The organism is Pseudomonas sp. SB113 (genome assembly GCF_040754745.1).
In the GTDB taxonomy this organism is placed as follows: Bacteria; Pseudomonadota; Gammaproteobacteria; order Pseudomonadales; family Pseudomonadaceae; genus Aquipseudomonas; species Aquipseudomonas grimontii.
Map to the genome: position 1 here is coordinate 173,272 of NZ_JBFMHW010000008.1, position 19,324 is coordinate 192,595.

Annotated in this window: 16 protein-coding genes; 3 read left to right on the forward strand and 13 right to left on the reverse strand. The window is 61.7% G+C overall.

The genetic code is table 11. The features are described from left to right. Positions 1-2 precede the first annotated feature (2 nt). From AB1462_RS13210 to tssK, 3 genes are all read left to right on the forward strand, one after another. Complete coding sequence (locus AB1462_RS13210) at positions 3-644, forward strand: YopT-type cysteine protease domain-containing protein (protein WP_259193332.1); 642 nt, start codon at positions 3-5, stop codon at positions 642-644. Between the two features lie 119 nt (positions 645-763). Beyond that, the gene (locus AB1462_RS13215) at positions 764-2,725 is read left to right on the forward strand and encodes a type VI secretion system Vgr family protein (RefSeq protein ID WP_259193333.1); all 1,962 of its coding nucleotides are present in this window, start codon (positions 764-766) and stop codon (positions 2,723-2,725) included. A 38-nt stretch (positions 2,726-2,763) separates the two neighbouring features. Further along, a complete protein-coding gene (gene tssK / locus AB1462_RS13220; protein ID WP_259193334.1) occupies positions 2,764-4,095 on the forward strand; it encodes a type VI secretion system baseplate subunit TssK in 1,332 nt (443 codons plus the stop codon). A gap of 73 nt (positions 4,096-4,168) precedes the next feature. On the opposite strand, the gene nuoN is transcribed toward tssK, so the two are convergent. From nuoN to AB1462_RS13285, 13 genes are all read right to left on the reverse strand, one after another. Further along, positions 4,169-5,632 carry an NADH-quinone oxidoreductase subunit NuoN gene (gene nuoN / locus AB1462_RS13225; protein ID WP_003174731.1) on the reverse strand — a complete coding sequence of 488 codons (1,464 nt, stop codon included), beginning with the start codon at positions 5,630-5,632 and terminating at the stop codon, positions 4,169-4,171. A 7-nt stretch (positions 5,633-5,639) separates the two neighbouring features. Next, a complete protein-coding gene (gene nuoM / locus AB1462_RS13230; RefSeq protein ID WP_090402804.1) occupies positions 5,640-7,172 on the reverse strand; it encodes an NADH-quinone oxidoreductase subunit M in 1,533 nt (510 codons plus the stop codon). A 55-nt stretch (positions 7,173-7,227) separates the two neighbouring features. Continuing rightward, positions 7,228-9,081: an NADH-quinone oxidoreductase subunit L gene (nuoL, locus tag AB1462_RS13235; RefSeq protein WP_090402806.1), complete on the reverse strand. Its 1,854-nt coding sequence runs from the start codon at positions 9,079-9,081 to the stop codon at positions 7,228-7,230. Then, positions 9,078-9,386 carry an NADH-quinone oxidoreductase subunit NuoK gene (gene nuoK, locus AB1462_RS13240; protein WP_003174727.1) on the reverse strand — a complete coding sequence of 103 codons (309 nt, stop codon included), beginning with the start codon at positions 9,384-9,386 and terminating at the stop codon, positions 9,078-9,080. The genes nuoL and nuoK overlap by 4 nt, the downstream gene beginning before the upstream one ends. A 2-nt stretch (positions 9,387-9,388) precedes the next feature. Further along, on the reverse strand, positions 9,389-9,892 hold the full coding sequence (nuoJ, locus tag AB1462_RS13245; protein WP_003174726.1) for an NADH-quinone oxidoreductase subunit J: 504 nt from the start codon (positions 9,890-9,892) through the stop codon (positions 9,389-9,391). A gap of 9 nt (positions 9,893-9,901) precedes the next feature. Next, a complete protein-coding gene (gene nuoI / locus AB1462_RS13250) occupies positions 9,902-10,450 on the reverse strand; it encodes an NADH-quinone oxidoreductase subunit NuoI (protein WP_003174725.1) in 549 nt (182 codons plus the stop codon). Positions 10,451-10,461: 11 nt separating this feature from the next. Beyond that, positions 10,462-11,469: an NADH-quinone oxidoreductase subunit NuoH gene (nuoH, locus tag AB1462_RS13255; RefSeq protein WP_057721782.1), complete on the reverse strand. Its 1,008-nt coding sequence runs from the start codon at positions 11,467-11,469 to the stop codon at positions 10,462-10,464. Continuing rightward, the gene (gene nuoG / locus AB1462_RS13260) at positions 11,466-14,180 is read right to left on the reverse strand and encodes an NADH-quinone oxidoreductase subunit NuoG (RefSeq protein WP_259193335.1); all 2,715 of its coding nucleotides are present in this window, start codon (positions 14,178-14,180) and stop codon (positions 11,466-11,468) included. The genes nuoH and nuoG overlap by 4 nt, the downstream gene beginning before the upstream one ends. Positions 14,181-14,314: 134 nt before the next feature. Beyond that, positions 14,315-15,670, reverse strand: coding sequence for an NADH-quinone oxidoreductase subunit NuoF (gene nuoF, locus AB1462_RS13265; protein WP_367246824.1), 1,356 nt, complete (start codon positions 15,668-15,670; stop codon positions 14,315-14,317). Next, a complete protein-coding gene (nuoE, locus tag AB1462_RS13270) occupies positions 15,667-16,164 on the reverse strand; it encodes an NADH-quinone oxidoreductase subunit NuoE (RefSeq protein ID WP_367246825.1) in 498 nt (165 codons plus the stop codon). The genes nuoF and nuoE overlap by 4 nt, the downstream gene beginning before the upstream one ends. Positions 16,165-16,166: 2 nt before the next feature. Beyond that, positions 16,167-17,951, reverse strand: coding sequence for an NADH-quinone oxidoreductase subunit C/D (gene nuoC, locus AB1462_RS13275; protein WP_090402815.1), 1,785 nt, complete (start codon positions 17,949-17,951; stop codon positions 16,167-16,169). Positions 17,952-18,023: 72 nt separating this feature from the next. Further along, positions 18,024-18,698 carry an NADH-quinone oxidoreductase subunit B family protein gene (locus AB1462_RS13280; protein WP_003174719.1) on the reverse strand — a complete coding sequence of 225 codons (675 nt, stop codon included), beginning with the start codon at positions 18,696-18,698 and terminating at the stop codon, positions 18,024-18,026. Between the two features lie 10 nt (positions 18,699-18,708). Then, the gene (locus AB1462_RS13285) at positions 18,709-19,122 is read right to left on the reverse strand and encodes an NADH-quinone oxidoreductase subunit A (RefSeq protein WP_003219575.1); all 414 of its coding nucleotides are present in this window, start codon (positions 19,120-19,122) and stop codon (positions 18,709-18,711) included. Between the last annotated feature and the right edge of the window lie 202 nt (positions 19,123-19,324).

Below are 19,324 nucleotides of genomic sequence, written 5' to 3' on the forward strand. Positions count from 1 at the left end.
AAATGCCTTATATCGCTTGGAAGACGCCCCTCACAATGAAGTGGCACCGCGTCGCGAAGTTCAAGCAGCGTGCGCAATTGGAAAAAAATCCCCGCCTGAGGGCCATCCCCAGCCTGGCCGGCGGAGCCTGCGTCGGACTGAGCTTCGTCTGGTTGAGCCGGCATCTTCAGTTTCCCGCAGAGTCTGCGACCGGGCGATGCGCTTTTTTGAGCCGGGGCGATACCTGGTTTCTTATCGAACGCCATTGCAGCGCCTTCAACACGACCTTGACCCTGGATAACACACGCCGCATTCAGATCAACTTGCCGAACATCTGCGGCCGATCGAGCACGTCGTCGATAGAAGCCCGGGGACGTGAAGGGTTGAAGACGCTCGTGCAGCATGTAAAGAACACGCAGCCCGGCTACTACGTATGGCAAATGACCTTCGAGTGCGGTGGGGCGAGCCACATGTGCGCGTTCCACGCCAACAGTAAACACTTGCGTTTCTTTGATGCCAATTCAGGTGAGTACCTAATCCACGCTGATCGCGCGTCGGATTTTTTCAAACAGCTCTACACGCATTACCTCAATTACCTGTCGGGAGCGGGTGTGAGGAAGGAACTCAAGTTTGATGAGCATTGCCTGGTGCAGATGGGGACATAAAACCGGCGGTCGCTAATCAACGCCTCATCTGCCATCGCTGTGCCCTGTGAGTGGAGCCCATCCGTTCGCCTGGCGGTCCTGGGCAGCTTTTTTCCAATTGCTTTGTAGGTAGAACGACTATGGCGACGACTCAACGCCACCGCGAAATCCAGCTCACCAGCGTATTGCCTGTCGATGTGCTGCTGTTTCGGCGCATGCAGGCGTTCGAAGGGCTGTCCCAACTCAGCGAGTACACGCTTGAGCTGTACAGTGAACGCGTCGACGTGAACATCGATGACTTGCTGGCGACCCCGATGACCGTGGCGGTGAACCTGCCCAAGGGTGGCAGCCGCTACTTCAGCGGGCACGTCAGCCACTTTTGGTTGACCGGTCGCCAAGGCCGCTATGCCACCTATAAGGCGGTATTGCGCCCTTGGTTGTGGTTCCTGACGTTGGCCAGCGACTGTCGGATATTCCAGGCCCTGAGCGTGCCGGAGATCCTCAAGCAGGTGTTCGCACCCTATAGCATCGCCGACGTCGACACCTCGGGCCTGAGCGGCAGCTACCCCGCGCTGAACTACTGCGTGCAGTACCGCGAGAGCGATTTCAACTTCGTCAGCCGGCTGATGGAACAGGAGGGCATCTACTACTTCTTCAAAAGTACGGCCGGGCGTCACACCTTGGTGCTGGCCGATTCCTATGGGGCGCACGCGCCGGCGCCGGGGTACGCGCAGGTGCGCTTCATGCCGACCGACGACCCTGCCATCCGCGACAGCGAGGTGATTTATGCCTGGCGCGTGGGCGGCCAGGTGCAGCCAGGAGGCTACACGCTGCAGGATTTCGACTTTGAGAGGCCTGCTGCCAACCTGCTTGCCAAGTCGGCCCTGGCCGGCGGTTATCCGCAGTCGCACCATGAGCATTATGACTATCCGGGCAAGTACACCGAGCGCAAGCACGGCGAAACCTATGCACGCACCCTGCTCGAATCCCAGCAGCTAGGTACCTGGCGCGTCACCGCTGCCACCCATGCGCGCGGCCTGTTTCCGGGGGCGTTAATGACTCTGGCGGAGCACCCGCGCAGCGAGCAGAACGCGCAGTTTCTGTTGCTGGAGGCGCGCTATAGCTTGTCATCAGACACCTATGAACCGACACCCGCGGAGCATCCCGCACCGGTATTGACCTGTGAGTTCGTTGCGCTGTCGTGCCAACAACAATTCCGCGCGCCGTGCCTGGCGCGCAAGCCGCTGATGCACGGCCCGCAGACGGCCATTGTGGTGGGTAAACAGGGCGAGGAGATCTGGACCGACAAGTACGGGCGCATCAAGGTGCAATTCCACTGGGACCGCGAGGGCCAGCGCGACGAAAACAGTTCGTGCTGGATTCGCGTGGCCCAGGGCTGGGCCGGCAAGCGCTGGGGCAGCCTGTATCTCCCGCGAATCGGCCAGGAGGTGGTGGTCAGCTTCCTGGAAGGCGACCCCGACCGGCCGCTGGTCACCGGCAGCGTCTATAACGCCGACACCCTGCCGCCGTATGCCTTGCCGGAGCATGCCACGCGCTCGACGATCATGAGTCATTCGTCCAAGGGCGGCGGTGGCTACAACGAGCTGCGTTTCGACGACAAGAAAGGTGCGGAACAGGTGTTCCTGCACGCGCAGAAGAACCTCGATCAGCGTGTGCTCGAGGATTCCCTGGAGTGGGTGGGCGGCGACCGTCATACCAAGGTCGACAAGGACCTGTGCGAGAAGGTCGGCGGTGACCGGCACTCCTCGGTCGGCGGTGATCGCAACGAAAACACCGAGGGCGCGCTGTCGATGAGCGCCGGCACCGAGCTGATCCTCGCGGGCACGTTGAAGACAGGTGTCAGTGCCGGGACCGATGTGCATATCAACGGCGGCATGAACGTGGTGATCGAGGCTGGCGCGGGCATCACCCTGAAAGTCGGCTCGACCTGCCTCAACATCACCCCGGGCGCGATCCTCGCCTCGGTCGCCCCCGTGCCCTCGCCAGCGGCCGCTATTGCCGGCACGGCGGCGGCGCAGTCGGCGGCCACCGGACCTGCCGGCGTACCGCAACTGCCCAAGGAAGCCGATGATGGCAAGTAACGTCCTGCCGCTGGCACGTCTGCACAAGTGGGAATCTTATGGCTTGGAATAACAAAGTAATCTGGTCTGAAGGCATGCTGTTACAACCCCAGCATCTGCAACAACACGACCGTTTCCTGCAGGCCCAACTGGAAGCACGGGTCAGTCGATTGCGCGCTTATGCGTGGGGCTTTTCCACACTTGAAATTGACCGGCAGCAACTGGCCTTGGGCAAACTGGCCTTGCTGTCCTGTGACGGTGTATTCCCGGACGGCACGCCCATGGGCCTGCCGTTTACCGATGAGATGCCGCTGCCCCTGGACATCCCTGCAGACGCCCGTGACTTGAATGTGGTGCTGGCTCTGCCCAGCTGGCGTCCCGGCAGGGTGGAAGTGGACGATGATCCCGGTTGGGAAAATTTCGCCCGCCATCGCAGCGTTGAATACGAAGTGTGGGACAGCAACGGCCTCGACACCAGTGCGCTGATGAGCATCGGTAAACTGCGATTGCGCCTGGCATTTGCAGGTGATGTGGCCGACGCCCATACCACCCTGGGCATCGCTCGAGTGGTGGAGAAACGCGCGGATAACAGTGTGCTGCTTGACCGCGATTACTGCCCGCCGTGCCTGGATATTCGCGCCGCCGAGCCTCTGGGAAGGTGCGTTGATGAGCTGTTGGGGCTGTTGCAGCAACGGGTCGATGCCCTGGCCATGCGCCTGATTGGCGCCGATGGCAGTGGGGAGAAGCACATCGCCGATCTCCTGTTGCTACAGGTCCTTAATCGCAGCGTGCCGTTGGTGCGCCACTTGTCGCTTATGACTGGCCTGCACCCCGAGCAGCTATACCGCGACCTCGCAAGCCTGGCCGGGGAGTTGGCAACGTTTACCGGCGCCGATAAACGCGCGGCGACGTACCCGGTCTATCGTCATACCGCGCTTGCTGAAACCTTTGCCCCAGTGATGGACGACCTGCGCCGTACGCTGTCGATCATCATGGATGTGCGTGCCATTGCCATCCCATTGGAAGAACGTCAGTTCGGGATACGCGTGGCGGCATTACCGGACAAGGCGCTGCTGAGTTCGGCCACCTTCATCCTGGCGGTGCAGGCGCAGGTGCCTGCCGAAAGCCTGCGCGACAGCTTTCCACGTCGGGTCAAGATCGGCTCGGTGGAGAAGATCCGTGACCTGGTCAACCTGCAGCTGCCGGGGATCGGTTTGCTCGCGCTGACGGCCGCACCACGGCAATTGCCGTTCCACGCAGGCGTCACTTATTTCGAACTGGATCGCGCCAGCGAGTATTGGCAGTTGCTCAGCCAGTCGGCCGGCTTTGCCCTGCATGTGCCGGGGGCATTCCCGGGGTTGGTCATACAGTTCTGGGCTATTCGCGACTGACGGTGGGGGCTGCCCTGGAAATGCAAAAACGGCGCCCGAAGGCGCCGTTTTGTTTACCGCATCGACTAACCGATCAAACGCCCAGCACCGCGTGCTGCACCAGGGTGAGCAACGGTTGTGGGTACACGCCCAGGAAGAAGGCGAGCAGGGCGATGGCCAGCAGCATCACGCCACCGGCTTTCTGTTCCCAGTGCAGCTCGGCATCCACACGGCGCAGGTTTGGCTCGATCAGGTACAGGGTGACCATCACGCGCAGGTAGTAGAACACCCCGATGGCACTGCCCAGCACCAGGGACGCAACCAGCCACCACTCGTGGGCTTCGACACCGGTAGCGACGATGTAGAACTTGCCGATGAAGCCTGCGGTGAGCGGGATACCAGCCAGGGACAGCATCATCACGGTGAGTACGGCGGTCAGGTACGGACGGCGCCAGAACAGGCCGCGATACTCGTACAGGGCGTCGGCGTCACGGCCTTTGTAAGGCGAGGACATCAAGGTGATCACGCCGAACGCGCCCAGGCTGGTGATCACGTAGGTGACCAGGTACACGCCGATGGCTTCCACGGCCAGGCCTTTGCTCGCCACCAGGGCGATCAGCAGGTAGCCGAAGTGAGCGATGGACGAGTAACCCAGCAGACGCTTGAGGTTGTTCTGGGTCAGCGCCAGCAGGTTACCGAACAGGATCGACGCGATGGCGATCACGGTCAGCACGTTGCTCAGCACGCCGGTGTTGGCGGCAGGCGAGATCTGGAACAGACGCACCATCACCGCAAACACCGCAACCTTGGACGCGGTCGCCAGGAACGCCGCCACCGGCGCCGGGGCGCCTTCGTACACGTCCGGGGTCCACAGGTGGAACGGCACCAGCGACAGCTTGAACGCCAGGCCGATCAGCATCATCGCCAGGCCCAGTTGGGCAATCGGCGCGGGGCTGTTGGTGGCGGCCAGGGCGTGGCCGATACCGGTGAAGCTCAGGCTGCCGGCTTCGGCGTAGAGCAGGGCCATGCCGAACAACAGGAACGCGGAACCGGCGGCCGACAGCACCATGTACTTGATGCCGGCTTCCAGGGAGCGCTTGTTGAAGAAGGCATAGGCCACCAGGCCGTAGGTCGGGATCGACAGCAGTTCCAGGCCGATGAACAAGCCGGCCAGGTGCTGCGCGCTGACCAGCACGATACCGCCGGCCGCAGCCAGCAGGATCAGCAGGTACAGCTCTTCGCGGTTGCCCGGGTAGCCGGTGCCGCCTTCGCCGAGGTAGGCGTGGGCGAGGGTGACGCAGGCGAGGGTGGCGACGAGGATCAGCGCGATATACAGCAGCGCAAAGTCATCGACCATCATCAGCGGGGTCACCGCCAGTGGCGCGACCTTGAGTGCCGGGATAATCGACAGCAAGGCCAGGTTCAGACCGGCGCAGGACAGCAGGAACGTTTGTGAGTGATTGCGGCGCCAGGCGATCGCCAGCATCACCACCACGATGGTGAGGCTGGTGATCAGCAGCGGCGCAAGCGCGATAAAGTGTTGGATCGTGAATTCCATAGCGCTCTTACCGGGCCGAAGCGAGTTGAGAGAAGGCGGTGCCGAACCACTGCTGCACGCCATGCATCGTCGCGGCAGAAGTGTCCAGGAACGGTTGCGGGTACACGCCGATGTAGATCAGCAATACCGCAAGGCCGAGCACCATGATCAGTTCACGAGCATCCATCCCTTTCAGGACGGCGTCGGACTTGGCCGGGCCGAAGTAGGCGCGGTGGATCATGATCAGCGAGTAGACCGAACCGAATACCAGGCCGGACGTAGCAATGGCGCTGATCCACGGCGTTTGCACGAAGGTACCCATCAGGATCAGGAACTCGCCGATGAAGTTACCGGTACCCGGCAAGCCCAGGGAAGCGGCGGCGAAGAACAGGCTGATCGCCGGCAGGTACGCGATGCGCGACCACACGCCACCCATCTCACGCATGTCACGGGTGTGCAGGCGCTCGTACAACTGGCCACTCAGGATAAAGAGTGCGGCGGCCGAGACACCGTGGGCCAACATCTGGATCACTGCGCCTTGCAACGCCAGCTGGCTGCCGGAGTAGATGCCGATCAGTACGAAGCCCATGTGGGAAACGGACGAGAAGGCGATCAGGCGTTTGATGTCGGTTTGCGCGAACGCCAGGAAGGCACCGTAGAAGATCCCGATCAGACCGAGGGTCATGGCAATCGGCGCGAACTCGGCCGAGGCGTTCGGGAACAGCGGCAGGGCGAAACGCAGCAGGCCGTAGGCCGCCGTCTTCAGCAGGATACCGGCCAGGTCAACCGAACCGGCGGTCGGCGCCTGGGCGTGCGCGTCAGGCAGCCAGGAGTGGAACGGCACCACCGGCAGCTTCACCGCGAAGGCGATGAAGAAGCCCAGCATCAGGATGTACTCGGTGGTCAGGGACATCTTGGTTTTCAACAGGTCGGCGTAGTTGAAGGTAATCACGCCCGTGCTGTTGAAGTTGACCAGTACCAGGCCCAGGATCGCCACCAACATGATCAGGCCGGAAGCCTGGGTGAAGATGAAGAACTTGGTCGCCGCGTAGATCCGGGTTTTCTTGCCGTCCGAAGAACTGTGACCCCAGAGCGCGATGAGGAAGTACATCGGCACCAGCATCATTTCCCAGAAGAAGAAGAACATGAACAGGTCGAGGGCGAGGAACACGCCGACAACGCCGCCCAGGATCCACATCAGGTTCAGGTGGAAGAAGCCCACGTGACGCTGGATCTCTTTCCAGGAGCAGAGTACCGAGAGGATACCCAGCAGGCCGGTCAGCAGGATCATCAACAGCGACAGGCCATCGAGGGCCAGGTGCACGTTGATGCCGAAGCGCTGGATCCACACGTGCTTGAATTCAAGCGCGAACGTCGGATCGACACCCGGTGCCGGAGCAAATGAATAGTCGCCATGGGCCCACAGCCAGAGGCCGAGCGCGAGTTCCAGGGACATGGTCAGCAACGCAATCCAGCGGGGGAGGGTGGCGCCGAAGCGTTCACCCATCCAGCAGAGCAGGCCGCCGATAAAGGGGATCAGGATTAGCCAGGGCAGAATCATGACGGGCTCGTTTCCTTTCGCAAGTTCGCAAAGTACGCAGTGCACTTAAACATAGTCAGACCGCTACCACGACGATGGCGCCGATCACCAGCACGGCACCAGCAGCCATGGAAGCTGCATACCAACGCAATTGACCAGTCTCGGTACGGCTCAGGGCGGTGTGACCGCCTTTGGCAGCGCGCGGGATCAAACCGATGGTCTGGTCGAGCGGGTCTTTACGCAGTACATGACTGATGGCCAGGTATGGCTTGACGAACAGTTTGTCGTAGATCCAGTCGAAGCCCCAGGCAGCGAACCACCAGGCCGAGAGGAAACGGCCAACGCCACTGTTGGCCACGGCGGTCACGAAGCGACGCTTGCCGAGGAACAGCATGGCCGCCAGCAGGATACCGGCGATGGCAATGGCGCCCGAGGCGATTTCCAGGCTGTGCTTGGCGGCGCCGCCGGCATGGCCGGCGCTTTCCGGCAGTACACCGGCCAGTGGCGGGGTGATCAGGGCGCCGATGAAGGTCGACAGGATGATCAACACCGACAGGGGCAACCAGTGGGAAATGCCATGGCCTGCGTGGGCTTCGGTCTTGGCTTCACCGTGGAAGGTGATGAAGATCAGGCGGAAGGTGTACAGCGAGGTCATGAACGCACCCACCAGGCCTGCGTACAGCAGGTTCTGGTTACCGCTGGCAAAGGCTTCCCAGAGGATTTCGTCTTTGGAGTAGAAACCGGCGGTCACCAGCGGCAGGGCTGCCAGGGCGGCACCACCGACGATGAAGCTGGCGTAGGCCAGTGGCAGTTTCTTCCACAAGCCGCCCATCTTGAAGATGTTCTGCTCGTGGTGGCAGGCAACGATCACCGCGCCGGAGGCCAGGAACAGCAGGGCCTTGAAGAACGCGTGGGTCATCAGGTGGAAGATCGCCGCGTCCCAGGCGCCGACGCCCAGGGCCAGGAACATATAGCCGATCTGGCTCATGGTCGAGTAAGCGAGGATACGCTTGATGTCGGTCTGCACCAGCGCGGCGAAGCCGGCCAGTACCAGGGTCACGCCGCCGACCACGCCCACCAGGTGCAGGATGTCCGGCGCCAGGGTGAACAGGCCGTGGGTACGGGCGATCAGGTAGACACCGGCGGTGACCATGGTGGCGGCGTGGATCAGTGCCGACACCGGGGTAGGACCGGCCATCGCATCCGCCAGCCAGGTTTGCAGCGGCAGTTGCGCGGACTTACCCACGGCGCCGCCCAGCAGCATCAGGGTCGCCAGGGTGATCCAGAAGTCGCCGACCTGGAATTTCTGCGGTGCCAGCACCAGCAGTTCCTGGATGTTCAGCGTGCCCACCTGTTGGAACAGGATGAACAGGCCGATGGCCATGAACACGTCGCCGATCCGGGTGACGATAAACGCCTTGAGTGCCGCGTTACCGTTGTTGCGGTTGCTGTAGTAGAAACCGATCAACAGGTACGAGCACAGGCCCACGCCTTCCCAACCGAAGTACAGGAACAACAGGTTATCGCCGAGCACCAGGAACAGCATGCTGGCGATAAACAGGTTGGTGTACGAGAAGAAGCGCGAGTAGCCCGCTTCACCGCGCATGTACCAGGACGCGAACAGGTGGATCAGGAAGCCCACGCCCACCACCACGCCGAGCATGGTGATCGACAGGCCGTCGACGTAGAGGGCGAAGTTAGGCTTGAAGCCTTCCACCGACATCCACTGCCACAGCACCAGGGTGTAGTGACCACCTTCCGGCGGCGCCACGTTGAATTGCCAGATGACGTAGGCGGCGACAATGGCCGACAGGCCAATGGAGCCCACACCGATCAGGGCAGAAAGGTTTTCCGACCAGCGTCCGCGAGAGAACGACAGCAGCAGGAAACCGATCAGGGGAAATACGAAAGTCAGAAAGATCATGTTCATCCGCGCATCTCACTGGCAGCGTCGATATCAAGCGTGTGGAAGCGACGATACAGTTGCAGCAGGATCGCCAGGCCGATACTGGCCTCGGCGGCTGCCAGGCTGATCACCAGGATGAACATGACTTGTCCATCCGGCTGGCCCCAACGTGCACCCGCAACGATGAACGCCAGTGCCGCAGCGTTCATCATGATTTCCAGGCTCATCAACACGAACAGAATGTTACGGCGAACCATCAGGCCGACCAGGCCAAGGCAGAACAGGATGCCGGCGACCGCCAGACCATGCTCCAAAGGGATAGCAGGCATCGTCATTGCTCCTTGGCTTCGTTGCGGCCCAAGTGGAAGGCGGTGATGGCTGCGGCGAGCAGCAGCATCGAAGCCAGTTCGACCACCAGCAGGTACGGACCGAACAGGCTGATGCCCACGGCTTTCGCGTCCACGGTGGTGTGGCCGATGGCCTGGCCGCTCTGGTGAGCGAACAGCACATACAGCAGTTCACCCAGCAGCAGCGCTGCGAGGACAACCGGGCCGAGCCAGATGCCGGGCTTGAGCCAGACGCGTTCCTGGGCGACCGAGGCCGGCCCGAGGTTGAGCATCATCACCACAAACACGAACAGCACCATGATGGCGCCGGCGTAGGCGATCACTTCGAGTACACCGGCGAACGGCGCGCCGAGGCTGAAGAAGGTCATGGCCACGGCGATCAGCGAAATGATCAGGTAGAGCAGGGCGTGCACGGGGTTGGTGTTGGTGATCACGCGAAGCGTGGACACCACTGCAATACCCGATGCGAAATAGAAAGCGAATTCCATCTTTCTTCCTTAAGGCAGCAAGCTCTTCACGTTGATCGGCTCGGCTTCGTTTTGTGCGGCGCCTTTCGGCTTACCGGCAACGGCCATACCTGCAACACGATAGAAGTTGTAATCAGGGTTTTTACCGGGACCAGAGATCAGCAGATCTTCTTTCTCGTACACCAGGTCCTGACGTTTGAACTCGGCCATCTCGAAATCCGGTGTGAGCTGGATCGCGGTGGTCGGGCAAGCTTCCTCGCAGAGGCCGCAGAAAATGCAGCGCGAGAAGTTGATGCGGAAGAAGTCCGGGTACCAGCGACCGTCTTCGGTTTCAGCTTTCTGCAGGGAGATGCAACCCACCGGGCACGCCACGGCGCACAGGTTGCAGGCTACGCAACGCTCTTCGCCATCGGGGTCGCGGGTCAGCACGATGCGGCCGCGATAGCGCGGCGGCAGGTACACCGCTTCTTCCGGGTATTGCAGGGTGTCGCGTTTGCGGAAGCCATGGCCGAAAACCATCACCAGGCTTCGCAACTGGGTACCGGTACCCTTAACGATGTCGCCAATATATTTGAACATGGGTCAAATCCTCACTGAACCGCGCCCGCTGGCGTGTTCAACAACACAACGGCAGCAGTCACCAGCAAATTGATCAGGGTCAGCGGCAGGCAGAAACGCCAGCTGAAATCCATCACCTGGTCATACCGTGGACGCGGAATGGAAGCGCGCAGCAGGATAAACAGCATGATGAAGAACGCGGTCTTCAGGAAGAACCAGAAGAACGCCAGCTGCGGCAGGATGCCGAATGGACCGTGCCAGCCGCCGAAGAACAGCGTGACCAGCAGGGCCGAGATCAAGATGATGCCGATGTACTCACCGACGAAGAACATGCCCCATTTCATGCCGGCGTATTCAATGTGGTAACCGTCGGCCAGTTCCTGTTCCGCTTCCGGCTGGTCGAACGGGTGACGGTGAGTCACGGCGACGCCGGCGATGAAGAAGGTACAGAAGCCGAAGAACTGCGGAATGATGAACCACAGGTTCTGCGCCTGGTACTCGACGATGTCGCGCATGTTGAACGAGCCGACCTGCACCACGATGCCCATCAGCGCGAGGCCCATGAACACTTCGTAGGACACGGTCTGGGCCGAGGCCCGCAAGCTGCCCAGCAGGGCGAACTTGTTGTTGCTCGACCAACCGGCGAACAGCACCGCATAGACCGACAAACCGGCCATGGCGAAGAAGAACAGCAAGCCGATGTTCAGGTCCGCCACGCCCCAGGTCGGGGTGATCGGGATGACCGCGAAGGCGATCAGCAAGGCGCTCATGGCCACGACGGGTGCCAGGGTGAAGATCACCTTGTCGGCAAACGGCGGGGTCCAGTCTTCCTTGAAGAACATCTTCAGCATGTCGGCAGCGATCTGGAACATACCGAACGGGCCAACGCGGTTCGGACCGTAACGGTCCTGCCACCAGCCCAGCAGGCGACGTTCGACGAAGCTGAGCAGGGCGCCCGCGACGACCACGGCCAACAGGATCACGATGGCCTTGACGACCGAGATGATCACGTCGATCACTTCAGGGGTGAACCAGGTCATTGCGCTGCCTCCTGCAGACCGTCAACGGTTTTGCCAAAGATCGCAGGTGGGATACCGGCGAGGCCTTTAGGCAGTGCAACCAGGCCGGCGCCCAACGCTTCGTTGATGCGCAGCGGCAGACGCAGGGTCTGGCCGCCCACGCTCACGCTGAGCAGGGCACCGTCGTTGACGCCCAGGCGGTCGGCTTCGGACTTGGCCAAGGACACGTAGGCTTCGGGAATGCGCTCTTGTACCGGTGCGGCCTTGGAAGAGGTCTCTTCGCTGCCGAACAGGTGGAAGAACGGCACAACCTGCCAGGTGCCCTGGGCCGGGTTGAACGGACGCGGGACCGCCGCGAACCAGTTCAGCGAGTCGCCCTGGGTTTCGATCAGGCGGGTGCCCGGGTCGCCAGCGCGGATATGCCCACCGACTTCGTCCTGGAACTTGTTCCAGGCCTGTGGCGAGTTCCAGCCCGGCGACCAGGCAAACGGCACCTGCTGACGGGGCTCGACCGAACCCGAGTAACCTTCCATGGAGAAGGCGAACGCGGTGTCGTTGTCTTGTGGAGTGCGCGGTTCGTGCACGCTGATGTCGGCGCGCATGGCGGTACGACCGGAGTAACGCAGCGGCTCACGGGCGAGTTTCATGCCCTTGATGCGGAACGCGGCGGACGGTGCGGCGTCGACGATACGCGCCAGCTGCGGCGCGCTCGCGGCGGCGGCGGCGGTCACGTGGTCCAGCTGGGTCCAGTCGATCGGCTGGTTCAGCAAGGTGGCGCGCAGGGCATGCAGCCAGCGCCAGCCTTCGTGAACCAGGATGCTGGCGTCCATGTACTTCGGATCGAACACCTGGAAGAAGCGCTGGGCACGGCCTTCCTGGCTGACCAGGGTACCGTCGCCTTCGGCGAAGGTGGCGGCTGGCAGTACCAGGTGGGCGCGATCGCTGGTGGCGGTCTTCTGGTGGTCGGCGACGATCAGGACCTTGGCGGCGTTCAGCGCAGCGTCAACCTTGGCGGCGTCGGTGCGGGTGTACAGGTCGTTTTCCAGCACCACGATCGCATCGGCGGTGCCGTCGATAACGGTTTGCAGGGCGGCGTCCAGGGACTCGCCACCGAGCATGGCCAGGCCGAGGCTGTTGGCTTCCGGCACGACCAGGCTGATGGAACCGTTCTTGTCGCGCAGCTTCAAGGCCTTGGCGATGTTGGCGGCGGCTTCGATCAATGCCTTGGAACCCAGCGAGGTACCGGCAATGATCAATGGACGCTTGGCTGCCAGCAGGGCGTCGGCAATGCGTTGGGCCAGTTCGACGGCTTCAGTGTCCAGGCCTTCGACCGCCGGTGCGCTGGCGTCGAGGGCGTGGGCCACGGCGAAACCGATGCGCGCCAGGTCATCCGGCGCAGCGTGCACGCATTCTTCGGCGATGTCGTCGAGCTTGGTTTCCGCCAGGCTGGCGATAAACAGCGGGTTCAGCGCGTGCTGGCCGATGTTTTTCACCGCGGCGTCGAGCCAAGGCTGTACGCGCATGGCGTCGGCCATGTCTTCGGCCTTGCCTTTGACCGATTGACGCAGGGACAACGCGATACGCGCGGCGGTCTGGGTCAGGTCTTCACCGAGCACGAAGATGGCGTCGTGGTCTTCGATGTCGCGCATGTTCGGCACCGGCAGCGGGCTGTCGTTCAGCACTTGCAGGACCAGGCGGATGCGCTCCAGCTCACCGGCTTCGATACCGCAGTAGAAGTGCTCGGCACCCACCAGTTCGCGCAACGCGTAGTTGCTTTCGAGGCTGGCGCGGGGCGAACCGATACCGACGATGTTACGGCCGCGCAGCAGGTCGGCGGCTTTATCCAGCGCTGCGTCGAGGCTCAGCTTGGCGCCATCGGCCAGCAGCGGCTGGCGTGGGCGGTCTTCGCGGTTGACGTAGCCATAGCCGAAACGGCCACGGTCGCACAGGAAGTACTGGTTGACCGAACCGTTGAAGCGGTTTTCGATGCGACGCAGTTCGCCGTAGCGCTCGCCCGGGGAGATGTTGCAACCGCTCGAGCAGCCATGGCAGATGCTCGGCGAGAACTGCATGTCCCACTTACGGTTGTAGCGCTCGGAGTGAGTTTTGTCGGTGAACACACCGGTCGGGCAGACCTCGGTGAGGTTGCCGGAGAACTCGCTTTCGAGCACACCGTCTTCAACGCGACCGAAGTACACGTTGTCGTGGGCGCCGAATACGCCGAGGTCGGTGCCGCCGGCGTAGTCTTTATAGAAGCGTACGCAGCGGTAGCAGGCGATGCAGCGGTTCATTTCGTGGGAAATGAACGGGCCCAGCTGCTGGTTCTGGTGGGTACGCTTGGTGAAGCGATAACGGCGCTCGTTGTGGCCGGTCATCACCGTCATGTCTTGCAGGTGGCAGTGACCGCCTTCCTCACAGACCGGGCAGTCGTGGGGGTGGTTGGTCATCAGCCATTCGACAACGCTGGCGCGGAACGCCTTGGATTCATCATCGTCGATGGAGATCCAGGTGTTGTCGGTGGCTGGCGTCATGCAGGACATGACGATACGACCACGGGTGTCGTTTTCGTCGGTGTACTGCTTGACCGCACACTGGCGACAGGCACCGACGCTACCAAGCGCGGGGTGCCAGCAGAAATAAGGGATGTCGAGGCCTAGTGACAGACACGCCTGTAACAGGTTGTCCGCCCCATCGACTTCGAGCGCTTTGCCGTCTACGTGGATAGTGGCCATGGTTCAAAGTTCTTCGTTGGCCCGTTGTCAGCGGGCGTGGCTAATGGAATCTTGTTGTTCATGGGCATCAACACAGCCTTTACGGCGTCAGCCCATGAGAAAGCGAAGGGCACGAACCCTTCGCTTTTTAAGCGTTACGCGCCGACTACGATCGGCCTTGCCAGAGGCGGGACGGCGGCGCTGACAGGCGCGATGCCGGCTTCGAACTCCGAGCGGAAGTATTTGATTGCGCTGCCCAATGGCTCCACGGCGCCCGGTGCGTGAGCACAGAAGGTCTTGCCTGGGCCGAGGAAACCGACCAGCCCCAGCAGGGTCTCGATGTCACCCTCGCGGCCTTCGCCGTTTTCCAGGGCCATCAGCAGCTTGACGCTCCACGGCAAGCCGTCGCGGCATGGGGTGCAGAAACCGCACGATTCACGGGCAAAGAACTGCTCCATGTTGCGCAGCAGCGAGACCATGTTCACGGTGTTGTCCACCGCCATCGCCAGGCCGGTACCCATCCGGGTGCCCACCTTGCCGATGCCGCCGGCATACATCTGTGCGTCGAGGTGCTCGGGGAGCAGGAAGCCGGTGCCGGCGCCGCCTGGCTGCCAGGCCTTGAGGGTGTAGCCGTCGCGCATGCCGCCGGCGTAGTCCTCGAACAGCTCGCGTGCGGTCACGCCGAACGGCAGTTCCCACAGGCCAGGGTTCTTGACCTTGCCGGAGAAGCCCATGAGCTTGGTGCCCATGTCTTCACTGCCTTCGCGGGCCAACGATTTGTACCAGTCCACGCCGTCGGCGATGATCGCCGGCACGTTGCACAGGGTCTCGACGTTGTTCACGCAGGTCGGCTTGCCCCACACGCCCACGGCGGCAGGGAAGGGCGGCTTGGAGCGCGGGTTGGCGCGGCGGCCTTCGAGGGAGTTGATCAGTGCGGTTTCTTCACCGCAGATGTAACGCCCGGCGCCGGTGTGCACGAACAGTTCGAAGTCAAAACCCGAACCGAGGATGTTCTTGCCCAACAGGCCTGCTGCCTTGGCTTCTTCCACGGCACGGTTGAGGTGCTTGGCGGCGGTGGTGTACTCGCCGCGCAGGAAGATGTAGCCACGGTAGGTTTTCAGCGCGCGGGCGCTGATCAGCATGCCTTCGATCAGCAGATGGGGCAGTTGCTCCATCAGCATGCGGTCTTTCCAGGTGTTGGGTTCCATTTCATCCGCGTTGCACAGCAGGTAGCGGATATTGATGGATTCGTCTTTGGGCATCAGGCCCCACTTCACGCCCGTGGGGAAGCCTGCACCGCCGCGCCCCTTGAGGCCGGCGTCCTTCACGGTCTGGACGATGTCGTCCTGGGCCATGTCGGCAAAGGCCTTGCGCGCAGCGGCGTAGCCGTTCTTGGCCTGGTACTCGTCAAGCCAGACCGGCTCGCCGTCGTCACGCAGGCGCCAGGTCAGCGGGTGGGTTTCGGCCGAACGCTTGATCAGGTTGGCCGGGCCGAAGGAAGTCAGGGTCATGGGTAGCCCTCGAGCAATTGGGTCACGCCAGCAGGCTGTACGTCACCGAATGTGTCGTCGTCGATCATCAACGCCGGCGCCTTGTCGCAGTTGCCCAGGCAGCACACCGGCAGCAGCGTGAAGCGGCCGTCCGGGGTGGTTTGGCCAAGGCCGATGCCCAGCGTGCTCTGGATCTCGCTGACCACCGACTCGTGGCCACCGATGTAGCAAACCATGCTGTCGCACACGCGAATGATGTGGCGGCCGACCGGCTGGCGGAAGATCTGGCTGTAGAACGTGGCCACGCCTTCAACGTCGCTGGCGGGGATGCCGAGGATCTCGCCGATGGCGTAGAGGGCGCCGTCCGGCACCCAGCCACGTTCCTTCTGGACGATCTTCAAGGCTTCGATCGACGCCGCGCGCGGGTCTTCGTAGTGATGCAGCTCGTGCTCGATGGCCGAGCGCTCGGTTTCACTCAGGGTGAAACGGTCTGTCTGGATAAGCGTGCTGTTCATGCTTAGCGGTCCACGTCGGCCATAACGAAATCGATACTACCAAGGTACGCAATCAAGTCCGCGACCATCTCACCTTTGATCACCGAAGGGATCTGCTGCAAGTGGGCGAAGCTTGGGGTACGAATCCGGGTGCGGTAGCTCATGGTGCCGCCATCGCTCGTCAGGTAATAACTGTTGATACCCTTGGTCGCTTCGATCATCTGGAAGGATTCGTTGGCCGGCATCACCGGGCCCCACGAAACCTGCAGGAAGTGCGTGATCAGGGTTTCGATGTGCTGCAGCGTGCGCTCTTTCGGCGGCGGCGTCGTCAGCGGGTGATCCGCCTTGTACGGGCCGGCCGGCATGTTGCGCATGCACTGCTCGATGATCTTCAGGCTCTGGCGCATTTCTTCGACGCGCACGATGCAACGGTCGTAGGCATCGCCATTGGCCGCCAGCGGCACTTCGAACTCGAAGTTTTCGTAGCCGGAATAGGGGCGCGCTTTACGCAGGTCGAAGTCGCAACCGGTCGAACGCAAGCCTGCACCGGTGACGCCCCATTCCAGGGCCTCTTTGGTGTTGTAGGCGGCAACGCCGATGGTCCGACCCTTGAGGATGCTGTTGTCCAGGGCGGCTTTCTGGTACTCGTCCAGACGCTTGGGCATCCAGTCGATGAATTCCTTGACCAGGCGTTCCCAGCCATTCGGCAGGTCGTGGGCGACGCCGCCGATGCGGTACCAGGCCGGGTGCAGGCGGAAACCGGTGATGGCTTCGATGACCTTGTAGGCGCGCTGACGGTCGGTGAAGGTGAAGAACACCGGGGTCATGGCGCCGACGTCCTGGATATAGGTACCCAGGAACAGCAGGTGGCTGGTGATCCGGAAGAACTCGGCCATCATGATGCGGATGGTGTCGACGCGGTCCGGGACCTTGATGCCGGCCAGCTTCTCGACCGAGAGCACGTACGGCAGGTTGTTCATCACGCCGCCGAGGTAATCGATACGGTCGGTATAGGGGATGAAGCTGTGCCACGACTGACGCTCGGCCATCTTCTCGGCACCACGGTGGTGGTAGCCGATGTCCGGCACGCAGTCGACGATTTCTTCGCCGTCCAGTTGCAGGATGATGCGGAAGGCACCGTGGGCCGAAGGGTGGTTCGGGCCCAGGTTGAGGAACATATAGTCCTCGTTGGTGCCGGAACGCTTCATGCCCCAGTCTTCCGGACGGAAGCGCGCGGCCTCTTCTTCAAGCTGCTGCTTGGCGAGGTTGAGGCTGAACGGGTCGAACTCGGTGGCGCGGGCAGGGAAGTCCTTGCGCAGCGGGTGACCTTCCCAGGTCGGCGGCATCATGATGCGCGTCAGGTGCGGGTGGCCCGGGAAGTCGATACCGAACATGTCCCAGACTTCGCGTTCGTACCAACTGGCATTCGGCCAGATACCGGTCACGGTCGGGATGCTCAAGTCGCTTTCGGACAGCGCGACCTTGATCATCACGTCGCTGTTACGTTCCAGCGACATCAGGTGATAGAACACGGTGAAATCGGCGCCGCTCGGCAGCCCCTGGCGCTTGGTACGCAGACGCTCGTCCACGCCATGCAGGTCATAGAGCATGACGTACGGCTTGGGCAGGTTGCGCAGGAAGGTCAGGACTTCGACGAGCTTGGCGCGCGCCACCCACAGCACCGGCATACCGGTGCGTGTGGCCTGGGCGGTGAAGGCGTCAGGGCCAAAACGGTTGTTGAGTTCGACGACCACATCCTGGTCGTCTGCCTTATAAGGCGGGATGTACAGAGCACTGCCTGTAGTCATGGTTTTTTATCGCTTTCGGTCAACGTAAAGAATGAAGCCAGGTTTTCGTTCTATAAAAGAAGCGGTGCTGGATCAGACTTCGTCGGGGCTGCGCAGGTTGGTGACTGCGATTCGCTGTTCGCGGCGCTGTTCCTTTTGCGACGGCATCTCGGCGCGGTACACGCCTTGATCACCGACGACCCAGGAAAGCGGGCGACGCTCCTTGCCAATCGATTCCTGCAACAGCATCAAGCCTTGCAGGAATGCTTCGGGGCGGGGCGGGCAGCCAGGCACGTAGACGTCCACGGGCAGGAACTTGTCCACCCCCTGAACCACGGAGTAGATGTCGTACATGCCACCGGAGTTGGCGCACGAACCCATGGAGATAACCCACTTCGGTTCGAGCATTTGCTCGTAGAGACGCTGAATGATCGGCGCCATCTTGATAAAGCAGGTACCGGCGATAACCATGAAATCCGCCTGGCGCGGTGATGCCCGGATAACTTCGGCGCCAAAGCGCGCGATGTCGTGGGGCGCCGTGAAGGCGGTGGTCATTTCCACGTAGCAACACGAAAGACCGAAGTTGTACGGCCACAGGGAGTTCTTACGTCCCCAGTTGACCGCGCCACTCAGCACGTCTTCCAGCTTGCCCATGTAGATGTTTTTGTGGACTTGGTCTTCTAACGGGTCGGAAACGGTTTCCCGTTCGCCGATGGGGTACTGCTCGTTAGGAGCATCCGGGTCGATCCTGGTGAGATTGTATTGCATCGCCAAAGCCTCATTGTTTCAGCTTCGCTTGCCGCTTACGACGAGCTTCCGGAGCCCAATCAAGGGCGCCCACTCGAAATAGGTAGACAAGGCCTGCCAACAGAATTGCTATGAAAACGAGGGCTTCGACGAATCCGGTCCAGCCGCTTTCGCGGACGGACACAGACCAGGCAAAGAGAAAGAGGGCTTCGATGTCGAAGATCACGAAGAGCATCGCGACCAGATAGAATTTGGCTGAGAGCCGCAAGCGGGCGCCACCTGTAGGCAGCATGCCGGATTCGAACGGTTCATTCTTGCTGCGGCCCCAGGCTTTTGACCCGAGGAGGCTGGAAACACCGAGCATGAAGGCGCAAAGGCCGACAACACCGAGGAGGAAAATGGCAAAGCCCCAGTTGTGGGCCATGAGTCCTGTCGCTTCGGTCATGCTGGAAATCCTTAACAGAGAGCAAAGGTCTCTGAGCTCGAAAAAGTAACGATGCAGTGACGATATGTCGCACTGCAATCAATCGCGGTGATTTTATGGCTAAACACCGGGCAAGTAAAATTCCTATAGCGAAATTATTCGATGGAATAAGCACATAGTGCACCTTCTTGGGGCTGTAGCCCTTGCGGGGCGGGCATTAGCG

Bases quoted from the DNA above. Each gene is read 5' to 3' on its own strand.
- nuoG (WP_259193335.1), bottom strand. From the start codon at position 14,180: ATGGCCACTATCCACGTAGACGGCAAAGCGCTCGAAGTCGATGGGGCG.
- AB1462_RS13285 (WP_003219575.1), bottom strand. From the start codon at position 19,122: ATGACCGAAGCGACAGGACTCATGGCCCACAACTGGGGCTTTGCCATT.
- AB1462_RS13280 (WP_003174719.1), bottom strand. From the start codon at position 18,698: ATGCAATACAATCTCACCAGGATCGACCCGGATGCTCCTAACGAGCAG.
- nuoL (WP_090402806.1), bottom strand. From the start codon at position 9,081: ATGAACATGATCTTTCTGACTTTCGTATTTCCCCTGATCGGTTTCCTG.
- nuoE (WP_367246825.1), bottom strand. From the start codon at position 16,164: ATGAACAGCACGCTTATCCAGACAGACCGTTTCACCCTGAGTGAAACC.
- nuoF (WP_367246824.1), bottom strand. From the start codon at position 15,670: ATGACCCTGACTTCCTTCGGCCCGGCCAACCTGATCAAGCGTTCGGCC.
- nuoI (WP_003174725.1), bottom strand. From the start codon at position 10,450: ATGTTCAAATATATTGGCGACATCGTTAAGGGTACCGGTACCCAGTTG.
- AB1462_RS13210 (WP_259193332.1), top strand. From the start codon at position 3: ATGCCTTATATCGCTTGGAAGACGCCCCTCACAATGAAGTGGCACCGC.
- nuoM (WP_090402804.1), bottom strand. From the start codon at position 7,172: ATGATTCTGCCCTGGCTAATCCTGATCCCCTTTATCGGCGGCCTGCTC.
- nuoJ (WP_003174726.1), bottom strand. From the start codon at position 9,892: ATGGAATTCGCTTTCTATTTCGCATCGGGTATTGCAGTGGTGTCCACG.
- tssK (WP_259193334.1), top strand. From the start codon at position 2,764: ATGGCTTGGAATAACAAAGTAATCTGGTCTGAAGGCATGCTGTTACAA.
- AB1462_RS13215 (WP_259193333.1), top strand. From the start codon at position 764: ATGGCGACGACTCAACGCCACCGCGAAATCCAGCTCACCAGCGTATTG.
- nuoC (WP_090402815.1), bottom strand. From the start codon at position 17,951: ATGACTACAGGCAGTGCTCTGTACATCCCGCCTTATAAGGCAGACGAC.
- nuoK (WP_003174727.1), bottom strand. From the start codon at position 9,386: ATGCCTGCTATCCCTTTGGAGCATGGTCTGGCGGTCGCCGGCATCCTG.
- nuoH (WP_057721782.1), bottom strand. From the start codon at position 11,469: ATGACCTGGTTCACCCCTGAAGTGATCGACGTGATCATCTCGGTCGTC.
- nuoN (WP_003174731.1), bottom strand. From the start codon at position 5,632: ATGGAATTCACGATCCAACACTTTATCGCGCTTGCGCCGCTGCTGATC.